This is a genomic window from Paenibacillus sp. FSL R7-0313, assembly GCF_037969885.1.
Classification (GTDB): Bacteria; Bacillota; Bacilli; order Paenibacillales; family Paenibacillaceae; genus Paenibacillus.
This window is the reverse complement of sequence record NZ_CP150219.1, coordinates 1,973,520-1,993,262: the sequence shown is the minus strand read 5'-3', so window position 1 is coordinate 1,993,262 and position 19,743 is coordinate 1,973,520. Positions and strand designations below refer to the sequence as shown.

Genomic DNA, 19,743 nt, shown 5'->3' with positions numbered 1-19,743 from the left:
ATAGGTGGAAGAGTGGGGATCAAAGGCAATATCTCGATTTATATTTTCCTCAACACGTATATAAGCTTAAGAACAACGTCATCTAAAAATGCCTGACGGTAAAAAGGCATTTTAACCGCATAACCAATCCTTTTAACCCCATTGCAATCCAGTTGGTTTAAAAAATGTTGCAAGTTCTTCTGCTGCTGAGTAGATAACTTATCCCTATAGAGTTCCAAGAATAATCTCGCTTGTTTACTCAAAATTGAATGATTCTTTCCATTCAAGAAACGGTTCCACCTGTTCTTCCATTTTATGAACCATTTATCATTGCTCCCACCAAGAACATTCCCTTGATGTTGCCGATACAAAATGGTTGGTTCTTCATCAAAGATCACTTCACCAAAAGAGCTAACAAAAAGATATATCCACCAATCATGCATGATGATGTGGGTTAGATCAGACGGGGCATTCGTCCTGATCTGCTCGAATGTGACTGGGTTCAAGACCATGGTACAACCAACACAACAGTTTTCTACCAGAGCATTATACATACTGAGCGGCTTTGGAGGCAGATGCGGCCATACGTTCAGATGGTTCAAATCCTGATCTACCATTTGTGTAGAAGAACAATACATCAGCGGTACGTCTAATGGCCCAGACTGCAATTTCGAGACGGCTCTACTTAGTTTGTACGGCTTCCATACATCATCTTGATCACAAAATGCATAGAAGTCGTATACAGGCTGCGTTTGACGCATTAATTCAAAAAAACTTCCGATTACGCCTACATTTTCACCTTCAATCATACGAATCTGATCCGGATATGCCTTGGCATACCCACGAACCTTCTGGACAGTTTCATCGGAAGAACCATCATCCCTGATATGAATGTGGAGATCTACCTGACTCTGTACAAGAAGGCTTTCGAGTTGTTCATCAATATACTTTGCTCCGTTATATGTAGAAAGCATGACACATACTATAGGCTGGTTCACGTTTCACCTCAAAAATTAACTTTTCTTCATTATATACGAAAACTCCCGCCCAGAAATACCAGAGCGAGAGTTACCTAAAAGGATGTTATAATTGTTTAGTTTCTGACAAGGAAAAAATAAAATCTTTTAGTCCGTCCCGCCATGGACGGAGATCTGTCAAGTCATTTGTCCGAATGGACATGTGGTCCATCACTGAATTGACGGGCCTAGGAGCTGGTCTGGGAAACTGTTCGGTTGTGCAAGGTTCCAATTTTGCTTGAATGGATACCCCTCCAGTGGTTTGAGCCTCCTCAAATATAGCCTGAGTAAATTCATACCATGTACAGGTACCACTATTGGAGGCATGGTATATTCCATACATTTCTGTAGCCATGAGTTCCATAAGGAATCCTGCCAAATCTACAGTATACGTAGGCGATCCTTTTTGATCATGGACAACCTGCAATTTTGGTTTTTCCTGACCCAGCTTCAACATCGTTTTAACAAAATTATTTCCGTAAAGTCCGTACACCCAAGACGTTCGTACAACGAACCATCTGGATGACAACGACTGCACCAACCATTCTCCTGCTCGTTTGGATTTGCCATACACGCTTTGCGGATTCGTATTATCATATTCTTGATAAGGATCTACCGATTTACCATCAAATACATAGTCGGTACTAATATAGATAAGCTTGGCTCCAGTTTTTTCTGCCGCTACAGCAACATTGCGCGTTCCCACAGCATTCACCTTATACGCACCATCGATATCGGTCTCTGCTGCATCTACGGCCGTATATGCTGCACAATGAATGACCACTTCAGGATGAAATGACGAGACTACTTCATTACACTGTGCCTGATTGGTAATATTCATTTGATCCCGATCACAAGCAAGAACAGAATGTCCCTCATTCTCCAAAAGAAGAACGACATCACGTCCCAATTGTCCGTTTGATCCCGTAACCAATACCTTCATTACTTATCGTCTCCCAATCGAGATCCGTATTGCTTGGTATAGTACTGTTGATACACCCCGGACTGAATACGGGTCCACCATTCCTTGTTATCCAGATACCATTGAATAGTTTCTTTGATACCAGTTTCAAATGTATACTTTGGCTTCCAGCCGAGTTCGGACATCGTTTTTGTCGGGTCGATGCCGTATCTGCGGTCATGTCCAAGCCGATCCTGTACGTATTTGATAAGGGATTCTGGCTTACCGAGTTGCTCCAGAATGGTTTTCACAATGTGCACGTTAGTTCGCTCGTTATTGCCACCAATGTTGTATACCTCACCATTACGCCCCTTATGGATAACCAGATCAATTGCGCTGCAGTGGTCCTCTACATATAGCCAATCCCGAATGTTCAATCCGTCACCGTAGACTGGCAGAGCCTCATCATTCAACGCACGTGAAATCATAAGTGGGATCAGTTTCTCCGGGAATTGATAAGGACCATAATTGTTGGAGCAGCGTGTGATGTTCACAGGTAAGCCAAAGGTCTCATGATAAGCACGCACGAGCAAGTCCCCGCCCGCCTTCGATGCGGAGTAAGGACTGTTTGGCTGCAAAGGTGTCTCTTCAGTGAAGAGTCCTGTCTCTCCCAGTGAGCCGTATACTTCATCGGTGGATACCTGCACAAATTTGGTTACACCATACTTCTTAGCCGCATCTAGGAGCACCTGAGTTCCCAGTACATTGGTCTTCACAAATACCTCAGGCTCCAAAATACTCCGGTCTACATGTGATTCAGCGGCAAAGTTGACAACTACATCAATCCCTTGCTGCATCAGTTGATCGATGGCCTGGACATCCGTAATATCAGCCTTTACGAAAGTATGATTGGAATTTTGCTCGATGGATTTCAAATTCTCCAGATTTCCCGCGTAGGTAAGCGCATCTATATTGATAATCTTATAATCTGGATGCTGCTTAAGCATATACATAACAAAATTACTGCCGATAAAGCCGGCGCCGCCGGTTACGAGAAGTTTCATAAAGCCCTCCTAAAATAACTCTTTGATATACACACTTATAGTATGTCTCGTATGCGAATAAGGCGCACACATAAGCGGATTTTTTATCGATTTAATGCCTACAAAGAGCCATTATGTCTAATCAAAATTCAGCTCAGCATCCGCCAATAACGGATGTCTTTGATCCTTATCGGAAAGGATTGGGTTTGAAGTCGGCCAATCAATTCCAAGTGACGGATCATTCCACAGAATTCCTCGATCGTTCTCTGGGGAATAGTATTCATCCACCTTATATAACACCTGTGTGTTAGGGACAAGTGTACAGAAGCCATGCGCAAATCCCTTAGGAACAAGTAGCTGCCGTTGATTATGCTCACTTAAGATTACCCCTACCCATTGACCGAACGTTGGAGAGCTTTTGCGCACATCTACAATGACATCGTAGATTACACCTGATAGTACACGAATAAGCTTGGTTTGAGCTTTGGGATTGAGTTGGTAATGCAAGCCTCTAATTACACCAGTCTCCACAGATAAAGATTGATTGTCTTGTATAAATGAATAATTTACGCCGTTATCCTTCATAATCTGATCATTGTAGCTCTCCATGAAAAAACCACGATGATCTCCATGAACCTTGGGCTCAAGAATTTTTGCACCTTCAAGTTTCAGAGCGGTAACCTTCACTTGAATTCCTCCTTAGTCTATATCCCTACACAAATGATTAAACCCTGCACAGATTAACTACAATTATTCCAATTTAATTTTAATGTCTGTTTTGATTAAAGTATCTGAAATCTCAAACAGTTTACTGATCTCGTCGAGATAAGGTGCACATACATTCGAGTCCGTAGCTTGCCCAGCCGCTAGGTTAGCACACACATTCGTACTATATACTACACCATCCGTTACAAAGCTTCCATCTCTCGAAGGAACAACACGATCTTCAAGCTCTTCTCCGAAAAGATTGGAACCCATAAGCAGATACTCCTTTGGATCAACACCCAGTAAATGCAGAAGAGTCGGTGTAATATCCAAATGACCTGAATTCAATTCACTTTTTCCAATCACATCACTAGAAGGTACATGTAGAATAAGTGGTATCTTATCAGCAAGTTTATTAATCTGTACCGGCGACTCCACCAAATCCAGAATTTCTTCCCCTGGAATTCCTGCGTCATGATCACCATATATAGCAATCATCGTATTGTCATAAAGCTGTGCGTCCTTTAGTTCTTCAACCAGTATACCTATTGCGCTGTCAGCATAGTGAACAGAGTGTAAATAATTCCCCATCAGGGTCCCTTCCAATTCTCCTAGCTCCAGTACTTTCTCGCTTTCTGGAACCACATCATACGGATGATGATTGCTTAGCGATATCAGAAATGCGAAGAATGGCGATTGGATATCCGTTATTTTATGGACTGACTGTCTGAAGAACTCTTTATCTGAAAGTCCCCAGCCCACATAGTCATTCAATTCAAAATCATCCTCGAAATTGGTTACTTCAAAGCCGTAATTCTCATGGACTGCTTTTCTGTTCCAGAATGAGCCTTTATAAGCATGAGCTGAAAATGTGCTGTACCCGTTCTCCAACATGATTTTCGGTAAAGTGTCGACTTGAGTATGCGGATATCTGAAATTTATAGTTCCTTCTCTAAGCGGATAAAGTGATGTTAAGGCCGTTAATTCACCGTCTGAAGTTCGGCCTCCATATGTCTGATCATAAAACTCATCAAAGTAATAACCTTCTTGCAGTAGCTTATTCAGGTTCGGAGTGATCTCTTGGCCATTAACTTTTAGTCCAACTACAAAAGTTTGTAAAGATTCCTCCTGTAGCAGGATTACATTTTTTCCCTTGGCTGTCCCAAAATAAGTTTGCTCTGGATAGTACGTTTTGTGTTCTTTAAACCAATCCTTTATCTCTGATTTCTGAGAGGTAGATAATGATGGTTTATTCCTAAGAAGGTTAGCATACTGATATAGATCATAAAGGTGATAATTAAAAATTCCAAGCCGACTAGCGACCTCTTGATTGGAGAAGGTTTGTTTGTAAATATTTGTATCATCATGTATAATTTTAGTCAAATGAGTGGTAAGGAATAGGATAGCAAGAATACCACATACCCATTTGAACAGTTTTGTATTTATTGTAATTGCCTTTGTAGGTGGATGACTTATGAAGAACAACACACCTATTACAAGTAGAGGATCCATAAAAAACAAAATGTCTTCAAGCTTGAGCAATTCTCTTATGCTATCGCCCAAACTGGTCGTTTGTTGAACGTAATCTAACATAACAATAGATGTTACATCATTGAAATAGCGCAAGTATACAATATCTGTGAAAATAACAAAAGACATCAAAACATTTATAAATATAATGATTGAGTAACGCAGGTACCGATTCTTTATCCAGGAAGCAATTAAAAGAATCAACCCTAACACAGCTGCCGTACTCAATATATTGATTATATAAGTTTGGTGACCAATAGCTTGTGAGAACATCAAGGATTTCATAACTACACTAGCAACAAACCAAATATTTAAGCTAAGAACAATCCCTAACTGAACTTTAACATTATCCTTAATTCTTTGTCTGAATTTAATGAATATAACTATCCAAGCTATCAGAAATAGCCCTAAAATAGATCCTATATAATATTTTAAAAAACTAGCCTTTTGCTCAAAATTATGTTCATAGAATAAGATTTCTTCTCCTCGATCCGTTACAAACATGAATTTTAGAGTATGATAGCCAGTCTCCAAATTTTCTATGTTTAGCGTGTAATCAAACCCACTATATTCAGCATAGCTTTGATCAGGGAAAACCTGTTGAACATCTCGACGTTGAATTCCCGATTTTGCATTCCCCATCAAGCTATCATCAAGAAATACTTTAACTTCATGGATATCCCTGCTTGTGAACACCCAGCCAGAGAGATTAAGATTCTTTTCCCCGTTTTTATTCACAATAGTCGGCAATACTCCACTTTGAAAGTTCAACTGGTTAGAGAACTGTACTTGAGTAACTGAAGTCTCTTCTCCAAGAGAATTCAATACTCTTACTTCTAATGTATGTTCACCCATAGTTAAGTCGCTTACGGAATAGCTTCCCGAGAAGCCACTGGTCCCTGCATACTTATGATCAGGGAAAGCAACTAAAAGATCTCCCCGACTCAAGCCATATTGAACGTCAGGCTGCTTTTGTCCATCTATGTAGATATTCACTTGTGAAATTTCTGCACCGGTTGTATCAAGAGCCCAGCCAGAAACGGACATTTCATCCGTAAACACACCTGATTCCGCATTTGGGCTGTCCAGTGCACCTATATAATTTGCTGAGGAGTCAACTGGTGAAGCCAGTATGACCCCTGTTAAGCATACAATTGTAGTAAGGTATATTCTAAGAAGTTTGATGTAATTCATTATTTAATAATATCCTTTCAGATTCCTCTTCTCTCCAACCTTTCCTAAATCGCTTTATTCCTCTATAGCTCGGTTTACAATATCCAATAGATATTGTCCGTAAGCATTCTTTTTGAGCGGTTCAGCAAGCTTACGTAATTGTCCCGTTGATATGTATCCATTTCTGAATGCAATCTCTTCGAGACAAGCTACTTTTTGATTCTGACGTCTCTCAATGGTCTCAATAAACTGTGAGGCCTCAAGCAAAGATTCATGTGTTCCCGTATCCAACCAGGCAAACCCTCTACCCAATAAGGTCACATTAAGTTCATTGGCCTGTAAATAGGCATTATTGATATCAGTAATTTCCAGCTCGCCGCGCGGAGAAGGTTCGATCTTTTTAGCAAATTCAACAACTCTATTGTCGTAGAAATATAGACCAGTTACTGCATATGATGACTTGGGTTTTTCCGGCTTTTCCTCAATGGATATTGCTTTTCCTTCCTTATTGAATTCTACAACTCCGAATCGTTCTGGATCTTTAACATTATAGCCAAATACAGTTGCTCCATGAGAACGCTCCGAGGCTTCCTTCACCAATTTCGTTAAACCATGTCCGTAGAAGATGTTATCCCCTAGTATGAGAGCAACACTGTCATCGCCAATAAACGACTCTCCTATAATGAATGCTTCAGCAATTCCATTAGGTGAGCTTTGGATTTCATAGGTTAATTGAATCCCTAGCTCTGATCCATCTCCCAATAATTGTTGGAATCGTGGTGTGTCCTCTGGTGTAGATATAATAAGTATTTCCCGAATACCAGCCAACATCAATATAGATAAAGGATAGTATATCATTGGCTTGTCATAGATCGGAATCAATTGCTTAGAAATTGATCTAGTTAAAGGATATAAACGCGTTCCACTTCCACCAGCTAAAATTATTCCTTTCAAATAATCCACTTCACCCTTCTCTTGTCGTTTTCTTCTTATCCAGCAAACGTTGCCCTAAACGAATACCAGGCTGTTCAATGAGGTAATACGCCAGAACAGAACCAACCACAATGACTAGAAATGAAATCACACTGCTTACCAGGAACCAAATGGCTGAATTAGGCATTAATGAGCCTATGAATTCATACAAACCCATACGCTGAAGCAGCACAATGGCAATAGGGTTTAATAAATATAATCCGTAGCTTGTACGTCCTAATAGTCTTGTAAAAGGGTTATTTAATAGTTTAGAAAACCCGATGTAGGCAGAGCTCATAAGAGTGAAAAATAGCAAGCAGCTCACAATGTCTTTAGGTATATGTCTTTCCAATATAACAAACAGTGTAACAGAAGCAACAAGAATAATAATGTCGAGGTGCTTCAGCCAAGCGTATTTATCTTTAATGTTTTCTAGATAAGGTCGGCATATAAAAACCAAAGCACCCAAAAGAAAATAAACAAAGTGCTTCATTATACTCATATAGTCCAGACTTGAATCTGCCTGAACAACCGCTGCAGTTAAAGAAGAATAACCTACAGAAATCATCAAAAAGGCAACAAACACTGTAATGAGTAACTTTTTCGACCTTGTAGTTAATACTACCAAAGGAAAGCATAGATAGAAGACCCACTCAATTCCTAAAGACCATCCTGCCCAAACAATACTCTGATGCTGTGAAGGTACCAGTTGGAACATAAAAGTCATATTTAAGATAATATTAGATAAGCTATATTTTGCTCCCCATACATAAAATGCCTCTATCAGATAAACCACTAACATTACATAGAATAGCGGCGCAAGGCGGAAATATCGCCTAACATAGAATTTTTTTAAACTTTGTTCATCAAAAATCTTGGTAGAGTACCCATATAATAACGAAAATGCACTAATTGCAAAAAATAGTGGTACTCCTATCCCAAGATAATTAGATATTTGGTCGACCAGAGGTATTACACCTTGGAAGCCACCTAAGGCCCACATGTGGTAAAGGACGATTGCAGAAGCTGCAATCCCCCGCAATACTTCAATTTCATCTAGTCTATTGAGCCTCTTGTTGTCAATGTTAGCTAAACCCAAGTATAACACCTCTTTGCATCCCACGAGCAACTCAATCCAATATAGAGAGCTTCACTCTACAGGTAATTAATTTAGCTTTAAATATTCTTGAAGAAACACTCGATATTCATTCACCTTGTTCTGGATTGTCGGTGCAACCTCATAACGAGCCATGATGTAGTCCTGCATCTTCACAACCTCATTGTAATGCAATCGGTTATTCTCACTAGTAGTGACGCTATTTACATGTCTTCTGTGATAGTTAAGTGATTGTTCATTAAAGTAGATATTCCCCTTCTCCAACAACCAGGTATAGAAGAGCCAGTCACCCGCAATCTTATATTCCAGTAGTTCTCCCAGTATCTCTTGAATATCAAACTTCTTAAACACAGTGCCCGAGACATTTGGAATAGCATTTTTAATGACCAGACTTTCACTGATTTCTTTCTTCCCATCATTCAAGTAACTACTTTTCCACTTCAACGGATCCAAATCATGAGTATAATCCAGATAATGATCGACCAGTATATGACCATAACTATCCATTTGTTTGGATTGAGTGTATCCCATGACTACAGATGAATCTTTATGAAAGCCTACTGTAACCTTTTCAAGAAACTCAGGTGATGCTAGGTCATCCGCTTCAGCCATCCATATATAGTCTCCAGATGCCTCGCCTATCCCTTTAGACCATTGCTTGAATACAGATCCAGAATTCTGTGAGTTTAGTAGTTTGACTACTCTGATTTCTCTGTTTGAAGAGAATTCTTCTATTAGTTGAGCACTTTTGTCCTTAGAGCAGTCATCCAGTATTAACAGCTCATACAGAGGATAGGTCTGCTTCTCAATTGTATCCAGACGTTCCGGCAGATAGCGCTCATAGTTGTAGTTAGGTAATACTACACTGACCTTCTTAAATTCATGCCCTAGCAAATGAAGAAGCTCATAGACATAATCCATAAAATAGTGCTGTTTCTCCACTAACTCACGACCGAATTGTCCCTTTTTAGCTAGCTGTTCACGATTGTTAATCAGATCAATAACCTCTGATGACATGCCCGATGTGTCTAGAAAATCAACTAATTTCCCCGTGTTCTCATTAACAATATCGGCAAACCCTCCCGCATCCCTAAATCCGATTACCGGTACACCCACATTCATGGCTTCCATGACTACAGAAGGGAATGGATCCTCTCTAGAGGTCAGTAAATACAAATCGGCTCCGGCATAATATTGGTCCACCTCAAGTGTAGCGGGGACGAAAACCACATTTTCCTTAAGTCTGTCAGGGATTGAGCTCATTACATCAGGATCACAATTTCCTACCCATACGAATATGATATCGGAGTTGCTATCATTAACCGATGTAGCAACTTCGCAGAACAGATCAATCCCTTTTCTTAAGTCAGCATAGCCTACTCCAAGTACTACACTAGCCTGATCTGGGAGATTCAGAGTCCTTCTTAGCATCTCACGAGCAGTCCGATTGTCGTTCTTATACTTGTTGTTCTTATAAAGTCCCTGCGGCAAAATAATCGTTTTTTCTTGGTCTAGCCGATAGACTTCCTCGCTAAATTTCTGACTGACATAGTCGGAAGGAAAGATTACCTTCTCTGAGAAAGTCGCAATTTGTTCTGCTCTTTTCTCTGCCTTATACCGCTTTATAACACCTGGAAGTTCATGAATCAGCGATATTGTCTTTATCCCATTATAGTGGAATACTTCCACAAAACCGCCAGATATCACAGTGTTAGAAATAGCAACTTTATAATTTTTCAGAGACAAGCGTTTGATTAGCTTTTCCGTTTCCTGTTTATTATCTGTTGGATGCAGTACATGAACGTTAGCATACTTTTTGAACTCAGTAAGTAGAATTCCACCTTCTTGACAGATCATTTCAATATTGTAGTTAAAATTTTGCTTTAAAGCTTTAATAATGTGTAATGATAGGAGTTGCGCTCCATTAAAGTGTGCATCATGGGATACAAAAACGATATTTCTCTCAAACTCTTGATTCGTTTCCACTAGCGATTCTCTTGTAGCTTCCAAAAAGGCATAACCGTATTTCCGGTCAGGCTCCAAGTGTGCTCCCTCTGCCCATTCATTCCATGCATTTATAAAAACCACTTTATCATCATCAAAAGTTGATTTTGTATGATTTATAGCATTTTTAAGCCACTTCTTATACAACTCAGGTGAGGATTTGTGATAAATAGTCCCATTATTAGGTTTCCTAGCTGTGTTATCCCAGCTTGGAGACACACCTTTGTACATTCTGTAGTCTGTTTCGAATATATACTTTTCTTCATTTACATACTTCTCGTAATCAAAAATCAAACCATTAAAATTAGGATTTACGATATTAAATTCATGATTAATCAATTCGCTTCCATATTCATGGATTGAATGTGGTGGGAATTCAACTAATCCGTCCAATCCAAATTCATCCGGATGCTTGATTCCCCAAGATACACCTAAAAGATGAATTTCACCAATACCTGCTTCACGGCAATACTCTCTCCAGATCTGGGCAGTTTCTTTGAAGTTAGGAAATAATGCAGGTCTGTAAACTAGAACTACTGCTTTATCATTAACCTTAATATATCTGGAATCTTTAATATATCTGGATAAGTCCTTAATAAATGCAAGGTCATCCTCAGAAGAGTATTTCTGCTCTATTAAGATATCATTTTCCTGCCCGTCCCATCTTCTGGACCAATTTTCATTCGCCCAGCATAAACAAAACGGAAGATCAATCTCTGGATGCTCTAGAAGTTGATCAACGGGCCGTTCCATCAGTCTATGGCCTGTAAACCAATAATGATAAAAGCAAAACCCATGTACTCCATACTGTTTGGCCAATTCAGCCTGACGCTTCATAATATCAACTAATCTCAAATCGTAGAAGCCTAACTCATCAGGTAAATGCGGTTGATAATGACCAACAAATTGCGGAACAGCCTTAGTTACATTGGTCCATTCTGTAAACCCTTTTCCCCACCACTCATCATTCTCAGAAAAAGGGTGAAACTGTGGTAAATAGAAGGCAATCAGTCTCACGTCAAAGTCCTGTGGAGGTAAGGATGCTTCTTTATACTTGACATAATGGGGAGATTTGCTGTCAGCTGCTCTAAACAGTCCCTGAATATATTGAATTTCGATAGGATCATTTGTCTGAGCTTGGCTGTGTACTGCAGCTACCTCCGTTTGAGGTACTTGAGCTACGCTTTGCTCCCAAATTTTAAAGGTTCCAGTATCCTTCAATACACCCTTAAAGGTTCGAAAGAATAGATTTTTAGCCTTTTTTTTGGTCTGCTCTGATACAGGCATTTTATGATAGGAATTCCTTAGTAACACCTTAAGATTGTTTCTTAGCTTTCTCATATCCGACTCCTACGATTTATTTTTGGGACTAATTTTATTTTTGACAAACCTAATTGGTTTTGTTATTTTCCAAGAATAGGAATTGAATAACTCTTCAAGTCGAGAAGTAGTTAAACGCAATTCGTTTTGAAGTGCTTGAATTTCTGAATCTTTTCGTAACCCTTCTATTTCTGTATCCTCACGCAATTTTCTATAGGCTTCATTTGAAGAGTATAATTTAATTTGATAATCCGAAATTTGTTTCATTAGCTCGTTAATCTTCTGTACGTGATGCCCGTTCTCTTCTTGGTGTTCGGATAATTGATGATTTAACGCATCTATTTCCTCTTGTGTCTGTTGTTGGTAATGCTGATACTGCTGACTAATGTCATTTCGCTGTTGGGAAAATTCCTTAATGATGTCTAAAAACACTTCGGGGTCTATAGCTCCAATAGCTCGATATTCAATATCCAGCATTAATTTCTGAATATATTTATCTTCATAGTTCCACTCCAACAACAATTGGGGATCATTGTTCAAAAAATAAAATGTCCGATCCCGAATGTACTCAGCATTTGCTTCCAATATATCTAGCTCATCCAATCCATCCTCAGTTACAATGCTAATCTTTGATATTGTAGCAATCCCTTTACTGTTTACTGGGTCAAGCCTTATAGCTGAAATCCCTTTATTATCAATCGGAATTTCAAAATGCATGACATTTCCCTGAATTTTAATACGTATACAATCTTCCTCTGTGAATCCCGTTCCTTTGTCGAGATAACACTCCAAAAAAGGCATGGTATTTGTATTATTTTGTGAAATTTTCAAAAGAGTATCGTAAGAGAGAGCAGTAGTTCTTTCTGGAATGGATTGATCCAAGGTATCTATATATTCTTGCACTATACCAGTCTTGTCATCATCAATTGGGTAATAGAATTTTCCAAGAGACTCTCCTTGCCTATACATATGAATAGAACGTGATAAAAAGTTTTCAAACCATTCAGAATCCTGTATTCTAAACTTCGGCACTGCATAATGCGTCATAATCCAATATAGTAGCTTATCAGTATCTGTCCGTTTAGATAAGTCGTCTAATCTTTCTATATTCTTACCCTGTGCAATAAAATCCAGGAAGTCCTTGCCCAGTGTTATAAGTTCTTTATCCCAGAGGATAGTCTGAAGGCCTACACTTGAAGATACTGTAACCACAGCGTCCACTTCAGCAAGTAAATACTGAGAGGAAGCATAGTACTCTTCAAAAGTCTGATCATATATAAAATTAGAGTAATTCTTTTGCAAAAATTCAATCATATCTTTGGATAAAATACTGAACTCAGGATGTGTCGTCACGATAACACCTGTATGTGCAGGCACTTTCTCTAGCACATCAAGCAGATAATCAAACTGACTTCTATAATGGGTTAATCCGTCAAAGAGATAATATCTGCTGAACTGTAATGGTAACAGTATAAGTTTATCGAACTTTTCCTTATATGGGGCTAGTTGTTCCTTAAACGGGCTTTTAATAGTAAGTAAATTCTGAACTTTAGCTTTGAATTCTTTGACTTTGTCATATTCAGTGTCCTCAACCTGAAACTGCGCCTGTAGGCTATTCCAGTACTTATTTAGGTAAGCCCCTCCATTCATTCCAATAGGATCAAAATACCAAGTCTCAATGAATGGTTTTCTAGAGAACAAGCTATATTCAATATGCAGTATAAGAGTCTCTGGAAATAACGCCTTTAAAAATGGAACAGGGCTAAAAGTCAGAATCACATCAGGAGCACTAGACAGCTTAGAAAGCTTCTCGGAGAAAAGATCCTTATAATATTCCAGCTGCTCTTCACCATAACTAGCCCAATACCACGAGATTAATAGGTCCAATTGGTTATAAGCACCCTGATTCAGTAGTTCTCTTTGGAATAAGGTTATAGCCTCTACATTAGCGCGATTCTCAAAACCAAACGACAAAGCCTCATTTAACACAAGAGTAATGTTATGAGCAGGGTTGGATAATGATGTCAGGATTGTATCACAAACCCCCGTCAACCACCCTTTTTTAAAATACGGTTTCTCCAATTCAATTAGTGGCTCCACATAAAAAAGTATATTCACTTCTAGCTCCCCCTCCCTGGCGTTCTATATCAGATATCAGAAGTATATATAATCTGCAATTTCACGTAGACACCCATTCCCACCTTTAGTCTTCAGTCTCCAATCGCAATGATCAAATACCGAGAAGTGAGCATCGTTAGGGCAAATAGCTAAACCACAGCGTTTCATGACCTCAACATCATTGATATCATCCCCGATATAAATGACCTCATCAGATGAAGTATGATTATCTAGCAAGAATTGCTGAAACCTATCCAGTTTGGATGTTCCATCCACACTAATATAATCGAATCCTTGAGCGTTGAACCTCTTGTTAATAGCATTCTTAGCAAACCCCGCGCTCAGCACTCCTAATTTGAAACCTTTTTCTTTCAACAGAGCTGCTGCAATACCATCTCTCACATGGAACTGCTTAAACTCGTCGCCATTCTCCGTCAAGTTCATTTTTCCGTCCGTCAGAACACCATCTATGTCGGTAATCAACCATTTGCATTGCGTTAATTTCTCTTTCAATGTATCTTCAGAGGCCCTTAATGAAGGCTTATACACTCCACTCAAACTTTTTTTTTTGCTACTTCATGAATTCGCAGCGCCTGCTCCAGAACACCTTCAAGTTGATCTAATGGAATCATATTAGGGCCATCTGAAAGAGCATTATCCGGATCTGGATGAGTTTCCGCAAATATAGCATCAATTCCAACTGCTGCTGCTGCATTCATCAGGTATGGTACAAATTCACGGTCACCGCCAGTGGCTGTTCCCATACCACCCGGACGCTGAACAGAATGCGTAGCATCAAAAACGATCGGATAGCCCAGTTTGCGCATCTCAACCAATCCCCGCATATCTACTACTAGATTATTATACCCAAAAGTAGTTCCACGCTCGGTTAGTAGTATTTTCTCATGTCCTACTTCTTCAAGCTTCGTAATTATGTTCTTCATCTCGCCTGGTGATAGGAACTGCCCTTTTTTTACATTAACTGTTTTTCCAGTCTTGGCAGCTGCTATCAATAAATCCGTTTGTCTGCATAAGAAGGCCGGTATTTGCAAAATATCCGCAACCTCGGCAGCAATGTCACATTGCCAAGTCTCATGCACATCAGTAATAACCGGTACATCGAATGTTTTTTTTACTTTACCAAGAATCTTCATGCTCTCTTCCATTCCAAGTCCACGAAAGGAAGCAATGGAACTACGATTAGCCTTATCAAATGAAGATTTGAAAATAAAGCTCAAACCAAGCTTCTCAGTTATAACTTGGATTTTCTCAGCCGTCTCCATGACAAGTTGCTCGCTTTCGATGACGCACGGACCACCAATAAAGGCAAGAGATCTTGTCCCCCCAATACTAACGTCCTCACTAATCATTACTTGTCTAACATCAATCATCTTCATATCCCCCTCAGACACTAATCCCGCTCTTGGCAATATCGATAAACGTAACTACGCCTTTTAAATAAGCATGCTCATCAATAACTGGTAAGAACGAGTAAGTAAATTCCTCTTTGATCATTGCCCTCATCGCATCTATGGCAAGAGTATCTTCCAAAATGGTAACTGGGTTCGGTTGATAAATATCTTTCACCTTGATCTGCGAGATAAGCTCATGCTCATACAGACTACGACGAACGTCCCCATCTGTAATAATGCCCAGCAGTTTCCCAGAGGGGTTGACTACGTTGACCATTTTCAGACTTTTAGAGTTCATTTCAAAAACAACCTCCCTAAAGTCTGTATTAAGCAGAACCTTGGGAAGTTTTTCATCCTTATACATCAGATCACTTGTTTTAAGCAATAACTTCTTACCCAAATTCCCTTTAGGGTGATAGAGAGCAAAGTCCTCTTTATCAAAACCTTTAGCTTTAGATACAACAAGGGCCAGTGCGTCACCAAAAACTAAAGTGCCTGTAGTACTCGTTGTTGGAGCGAGATTGTGATAGCAAGCTTCCTCCGTAAAAGCAAGTACGATATTCAGACTCGCGAATTTAGCAAGTGTTGTGTTAGCCTTACCCGTAACTGCCACAATGGTTGCTCCAATCATCTGAACAGATGGGATAATTAGCAGCAACTCATCGGTTTCACCACTATTGCTAACAGCAATAACCAAATCATTGGATTGCACGAAGCCCAAATCCCCATGTACAGCTTCTGTGGGATGCAGATAGTAAGCAGAAGTGCCGAGACTTGACATTGTAGCCGAGATTTTCCTGCAGATTAATCCTGACTTTCCGACGCCGGTTAGAATCACTCTGCCATCACAGTTTAATACCAGCTCCACAAGTTCTGAGAACTCCTGCCCCAGATGTTCTTGCATATGCGTTAACCCATCAATTTCTTTCTGGAAAATACGCTTTGCTTCTACAATGTAGTCCATTTTCATCTCTCAGTTCCTCACTAAAATTCCCCCACTTTTGTATATATGTCCAGCGCTTCTGTCTTCTCAAATATGGAAGTAAGAACATCTTTCTCCTTCTTAACAGAATCTGCGGCCCGTTTTAGAACTTCAGCTTCATGCGCTCTAGGAATAACCACAACTCCATCGCTATCGCCGAAGATCAGATCCCCAGGTCGAACTACAATGCCGCTAACTTGTATAGTCTTATTCATACTTTCAACTGTAGCTCTTTTACGAACATCCTGACAGTTATATCCCTTTGCAAACACAGGGAAATCTAGCCCCTTAACTTCCCTGCTATCGCGAGTAACTCCACCTATAATTGCTCCAGCCGCCCCAGAGCGAATGGCAAGATTGGCGTTCAATTCACCGAAATAGGCATTCTCCGAGGACTCGTTTTCAACAACAATAATATCATTATCAACAATTGTCTTATAAGAATCCAAAGCGTCATAGATACCTCTGTAATCTTCTCCCGGCTGAAGGGTACGAAGCTTTAATGTTTTTGCTCTGCCTATAATTTTTTTTCCTTCCAGGTTAAGATTTAGATCACTGATCACACCATTCAAAGACAAATCATCCAAAATGTCAGACAGTAACGAACTGGACAAATGATTTTTGATATTACGCAAATGCTGGACTTCCTTTTGATGAATGCCCGCAGTTATGATATTTGCAAACTCAAACTCATCTGGATAATTCACGTCCACAGCCTCAAGAGGTGAAGCTTCAATTAAAAATGCTCTTTCTCCATATCTTTTCTGATAACGTTTAGCAGCTTCTCTTCTAACAATGTATAGCCCCATAGTCTCAATAATGGTATCAGGCAGATCCTTGCTATTAGGAATATGATCTTTATTATATAAAGGGCCGTTCTGATCCCAAGTGTATTGCTTATCTTTCTTAATCATCACTACCGAATCATAGTTGCTATCATTCTTCAAAGCATCGATACCACGCTTAATAGTCTCTTTCTCAATAAATGGACTTGTGCATAGTATTTGCACGTAGATGTCCGCCTCAGTATGATTAACCTCATTCATGAACAACTCATGTCCATCCGTTTTGTTCGTGGCAAATCGAGAATCTCTACGCATGATTTTACAGCCTGTCTCGCTGGCAAGCTGAATAATTTCTTCACTGTCCGTATCCAAATAAACTTCATCCAAGAAATCACAATCCATTAGTTTCTCAAGCGTATATAAAAAAAGAGGTTTTCCGTTTAGCAACTTCAAGTTCTTAGACTCGATCCGCTCACTTTCCCCTTTTGCAGGTAAAAAAGCTACGATTTTCAAATAAATCCCTCCGAAACTGTTATGATATTAGATAGTATTGAACAATTAATCAATGAACAATTTGGCAGGAGCATATATGTAGCCCTCAGCCATATTTCGAGTACTAATTACATTGATTTTTTTGACGGGCCACCTTTGATCAAGCTCCACTCTAGGCTCCGTACTGATATCAGCCAACCCCAAATACAATAGATACTCCCCAGGGGAAAAATTCATGTTGAACTCAAAAGTGAAGTAATTCCAGCCTTTTTTCAAAGAGATAGCTTGACCAGCCTCTAATGAGTTATCGCCCCACAACACAACACCATTAACATCTTTGAATGATGCTCCGATGACAACAGATTCAAAGGTGCGTTCGGCGACAATTGCTATTTTCAAACGTACAAGAGAGCCTGATTTCAGGATCTGATCGTCCTCCCATACTCCTTCTTTGCTGGTAATAAACAGATCATTAATAAATGCTGTATGTGTTCCGAACCGGTGCTCGTTCACTTCTTCATTAGCTTGAACAGGATTCACTTCGGCATGATACGGTTGCTCTGGATCCTCATTGCTACTGTGAGTTACATTTCTCATCAACTCTTCGTAGTGGAATACAACACGCTCAACATCATAAGAATCTTCTAATACATTTCCTTCATTTAAAAGGATGGCTCGGTCACAATACTTGATAATTTGCTGATTGCTGTGTGTGACTAACAAAATAGTAATACCCTTTTTCTGAAGCTCCTGTATTTTCAAATAACATTTATTCTGAAATACAAAATCCCCTACACTTAGTGCTTCATCTATAATGAGTATTTCCGGCTCTACATTAATTGCAACTGCAAAGGCCAATCTGGCAAACATACCGCTGGAATAGGATTTTACTGGCTGATGAATAAAGTCGCCAATGCCAGCAAACTCCATGATATTCGGAACCCTCAATTCCATTTCCTCTTTAGTGTACCCCATAATGCTGCCGTTAAGGTAAATGTTCTGCATCCCGGTAAACTCTGGATTGAAGCCCGTCCCTAATTCCAGTAGAGCAGAGACTTTACCATGTGCGATCACTTCTCCAGAGGTTGGAGATAGCACACCTGTTATGATCTTGAGCAAGGTTGACTTCCCGGAACCATTTTTACCGATAATACCGATCGTCTCACCCTTGTTCAGCTCTAGGTTTACATTTCTCAATGCGTCAAAACTTCTATGATATTTCTTTTTAAGAGGATGCAGTGATTCCTTGAGCCGATCTATAGGCTTCTCATAAAGCTTATACTGCTTGCTTACATTCTTCACCTTTATTGATACATTATCCATAACCGACCTCTTTCCCTTATAGTACATCAGCAAAGTGGGGCTTCAATTTCTTAAAGCACAGTAACCCTACGATAAAGGTAGCTGCCACCCCGACCCAAAACCATGGAGTCATTGCTAGAACCTCTGCACTCCATTTATTGTATAAGAGGGAGCTTCTATAGCCTTGGACAATGTAATACAACGGATTAATCTTAAAAATCCACTGCAGGTGCTCTGGAATAAGCTCAGTGGACCACATAATTGGAGTCAGCCACATTCCAAATTGAAGAACAATACTAATAATTTGCCCAAGATCCTTAAAAAAAAGCACTACCGACGAGGTAAGCAGGCTGATACTGGTCACAAGTATAAACGTGCTTAACGAAAAATAGAGTATCGAAAAAATTGAAATCAAACTGATAGAATAGCCATAAGCCAAATACACTACCAAGAGAAATACGAGAAATACCATATGAATAAAAAAGGAAGAAATAACCTTAATCAAAGGTAACATACTTACTTTAAACACGATCTTTTTCACAAGAAAGTTATAATCATAAAAACTGTTGGTTGCATTGGATAGGGCATCAGAAAAAAAGAACCACGGCACAAGACCGCAAATTAGCCATAAACTAAACGGCACATTGTTATCCGTAGGTGTTGTTCTCAGTCCGACTTGAAAAACAAACCAAAAAACAAAAATCGTTGCTAGCGGTTGAACAATAGCCCAAAATACACCAAAAAATGACCCTGTATACTTTGTCTTAAAATCATTTAAGGAAAGGGAAAAAAGCATTCTCCTATTTCTGAATAAATCCATTAATAAATCCAACTCATTCACTCCATTACCATTTAGATAAAACCGATATAATAGCCATATGAATTACGATTG

Annotated in this window: 15 protein-coding genes; all 15 read right to left on the bottom strand. The window is 39.4% G+C overall.

Annotated elements, in window-relative coordinates:
* Positions 1-38 precede the first annotated feature (38 nt).
* The 15 genes from NSQ38_RS08635 to NSQ38_RS08565 all read right to left on the bottom strand — a co-directional run bounded on the left by NSQ38_RS08635 (position 39) and on the right by NSQ38_RS08565 (position 19,671).
* Positions 39-977, bottom strand: a complete 939-nt coding sequence (locus NSQ38_RS08635) for a glycosyltransferase family 2 protein (RefSeq protein ID WP_339788640.1) — start codon at positions 975-977, stop codon at positions 39-41.
* Positions 978-1,062: 85 nt separating this feature from the next.
* A complete protein-coding gene (rfbD, locus tag NSQ38_RS08630) occupies positions 1,063-1,938 on the bottom strand; it encodes a dTDP-4-dehydrorhamnose reductase (protein ID WP_339788638.1) in 876 nt (291 codons plus the stop codon).
* On the bottom strand, positions 1,938-2,960 hold the full coding sequence (gene rfbB, locus NSQ38_RS08625) for a dTDP-glucose 4,6-dehydratase (protein ID WP_339788635.1): 1,023 nt from the start codon (positions 2,958-2,960) through the stop codon (positions 1,938-1,940). The genes rfbD and rfbB overlap by 1 nt, the downstream gene beginning before the upstream one ends.
* A gap of 117 nt (positions 2,961-3,077) precedes the next feature.
* Positions 3,078-3,626: a dTDP-4-dehydrorhamnose 3,5-epimerase gene (gene rfbC, locus NSQ38_RS08620; RefSeq protein WP_339788633.1), complete on the bottom strand. Its 549-nt coding sequence runs from the start codon at positions 3,624-3,626 to the stop codon at positions 3,078-3,080.
* Positions 3,627-3,689: 63 nt separating this feature from the next.
* Complete coding sequence (locus NSQ38_RS08615) at positions 3,690-6,368, bottom strand: LTA synthase family protein (RefSeq protein WP_339788630.1); 2,679 nt, start codon at positions 6,366-6,368, stop codon at positions 3,690-3,692.
* Positions 6,369-6,422: 54 nt separating this feature from the next.
* A complete protein-coding gene (gene rfbA, locus NSQ38_RS08610; protein ID WP_339790460.1) occupies positions 6,423-7,301 on the bottom strand; it encodes a glucose-1-phosphate thymidylyltransferase RfbA in 879 nt (292 codons plus the stop codon).
* Between the two features lie 10 nt (positions 7,302-7,311).
* Positions 7,312-8,418, bottom strand: a complete 1,107-nt coding sequence (locus NSQ38_RS08605) for an acyltransferase (protein ID WP_339788627.1) — start codon at positions 8,416-8,418, stop codon at positions 7,312-7,314.
* 66 nt (positions 8,419-8,484) lie between these two features.
* Positions 8,485-11,781 (bottom strand): glycoside hydrolase family 99-like domain-containing protein, encoded by a 3,297-nt coding sequence (locus NSQ38_RS08600; RefSeq protein ID WP_339788624.1) that lies wholly within the window; start codon positions 11,779-11,781, stop codon positions 8,485-8,487.
* Positions 11,782-11,790: 9 nt separating this feature from the next.
* Positions 11,791-13,878 (bottom strand): hypothetical protein, encoded by a 2,088-nt coding sequence (locus tag NSQ38_RS08595; RefSeq protein ID WP_339788621.1) that lies wholly within the window; start codon positions 13,876-13,878, stop codon positions 11,791-11,793.
* 36 nt (positions 13,879-13,914) lie between these two features.
* Entirely contained in the window at positions 13,915-14,427 is a 513-nt protein-coding gene (locus NSQ38_RS08590; RefSeq protein WP_339788619.1) for an HAD-IA family hydrolase, read from the bottom strand.
* A 5-nt stretch (positions 14,428-14,432) separates the two neighbouring features.
* Positions 14,433-15,248, bottom strand: coding sequence for a 3-deoxy-8-phosphooctulonate synthase (kdsA, locus tag NSQ38_RS08585; protein WP_339790457.1), 816 nt, complete (start codon positions 15,246-15,248; stop codon positions 14,433-14,435).
* A 34-nt stretch (positions 15,249-15,282) separates the two neighbouring features.
* A complete protein-coding gene (locus NSQ38_RS08580; protein ID WP_339788615.1) occupies positions 15,283-16,260 on the bottom strand; it encodes a KpsF/GutQ family sugar-phosphate isomerase in 978 nt (325 codons plus the stop codon).
* 14 nt (positions 16,261-16,274) lie between these two features.
* Positions 16,275-17,570 (bottom strand): NTP transferase domain-containing protein, encoded by a 1,296-nt coding sequence (locus tag NSQ38_RS08575; protein WP_339788612.1) that lies wholly within the window; start codon positions 17,568-17,570, stop codon positions 16,275-16,277.
* A gap of 45 nt (positions 17,571-17,615) precedes the next feature.
* A complete protein-coding gene (locus tag NSQ38_RS08570) occupies positions 17,616-18,872 on the bottom strand; it encodes an ABC transporter ATP-binding protein (RefSeq protein ID WP_339788609.1) in 1,257 nt (418 codons plus the stop codon).
* A 16-nt stretch (positions 18,873-18,888) separates the two neighbouring features.
* Positions 18,889-19,671, bottom strand: coding sequence for an ABC transporter permease (locus NSQ38_RS08565; protein ID WP_339788606.1), 783 nt, complete (start codon positions 19,669-19,671; stop codon positions 18,889-18,891).
* Between the last annotated feature and the right edge of the window lie 72 nt (positions 19,672-19,743).

Excerpts from the sequence above, each read along its gene's own strand:
- rfbB (WP_339788635.1), bottom strand. The coding sequence starts at position 2,960 with ATGAAACTTCTCGTAACCGGCGGCGCCGGCTTTATCGGCAGTAATTTT.
- kdsA (WP_339790457.1), bottom strand. The coding sequence starts at position 15,248 with ATGATTAGTGAGGACGTTAGTATTGGGGGGACAAGATCTCTTGCCTTT.
- NSQ38_RS08600 (WP_339788624.1), bottom strand. The coding sequence starts at position 11,781 with ATGAGAAAGCTAAGAAACAATCTTAAGGTGTTACTAAGGAATTCCTAT.
- rfbD (WP_339788638.1), bottom strand. The coding sequence starts at position 1,938 with ATGAAGGTATTGGTTACGGGATCAAACGGACAATTGGGACGTGATGTC.
- NSQ38_RS08565 (WP_339788606.1), bottom strand. The coding sequence starts at position 19,671 with ATGGATTTATTCAGAAATAGGAGAATGCTTTTTTCCCTTTCCTTAAAT.
- NSQ38_RS08615 (WP_339788630.1), bottom strand. The coding sequence starts at position 6,368 with ATGAATTACATCAAACTTCTTAGAATATACCTTACTACAATTGTATGC.
- NSQ38_RS08580 (WP_339788615.1), bottom strand. The coding sequence starts at position 16,260 with ATGAAAATGGACTACATTGTAGAAGCAAAGCGTATTTTCCAGAAAGAA.
- NSQ38_RS08570 (WP_339788609.1), bottom strand. The coding sequence starts at position 18,872 with ATGGATAATGTATCAATAAAGGTGAAGAATGTAAGCAAGCAGTATAAG.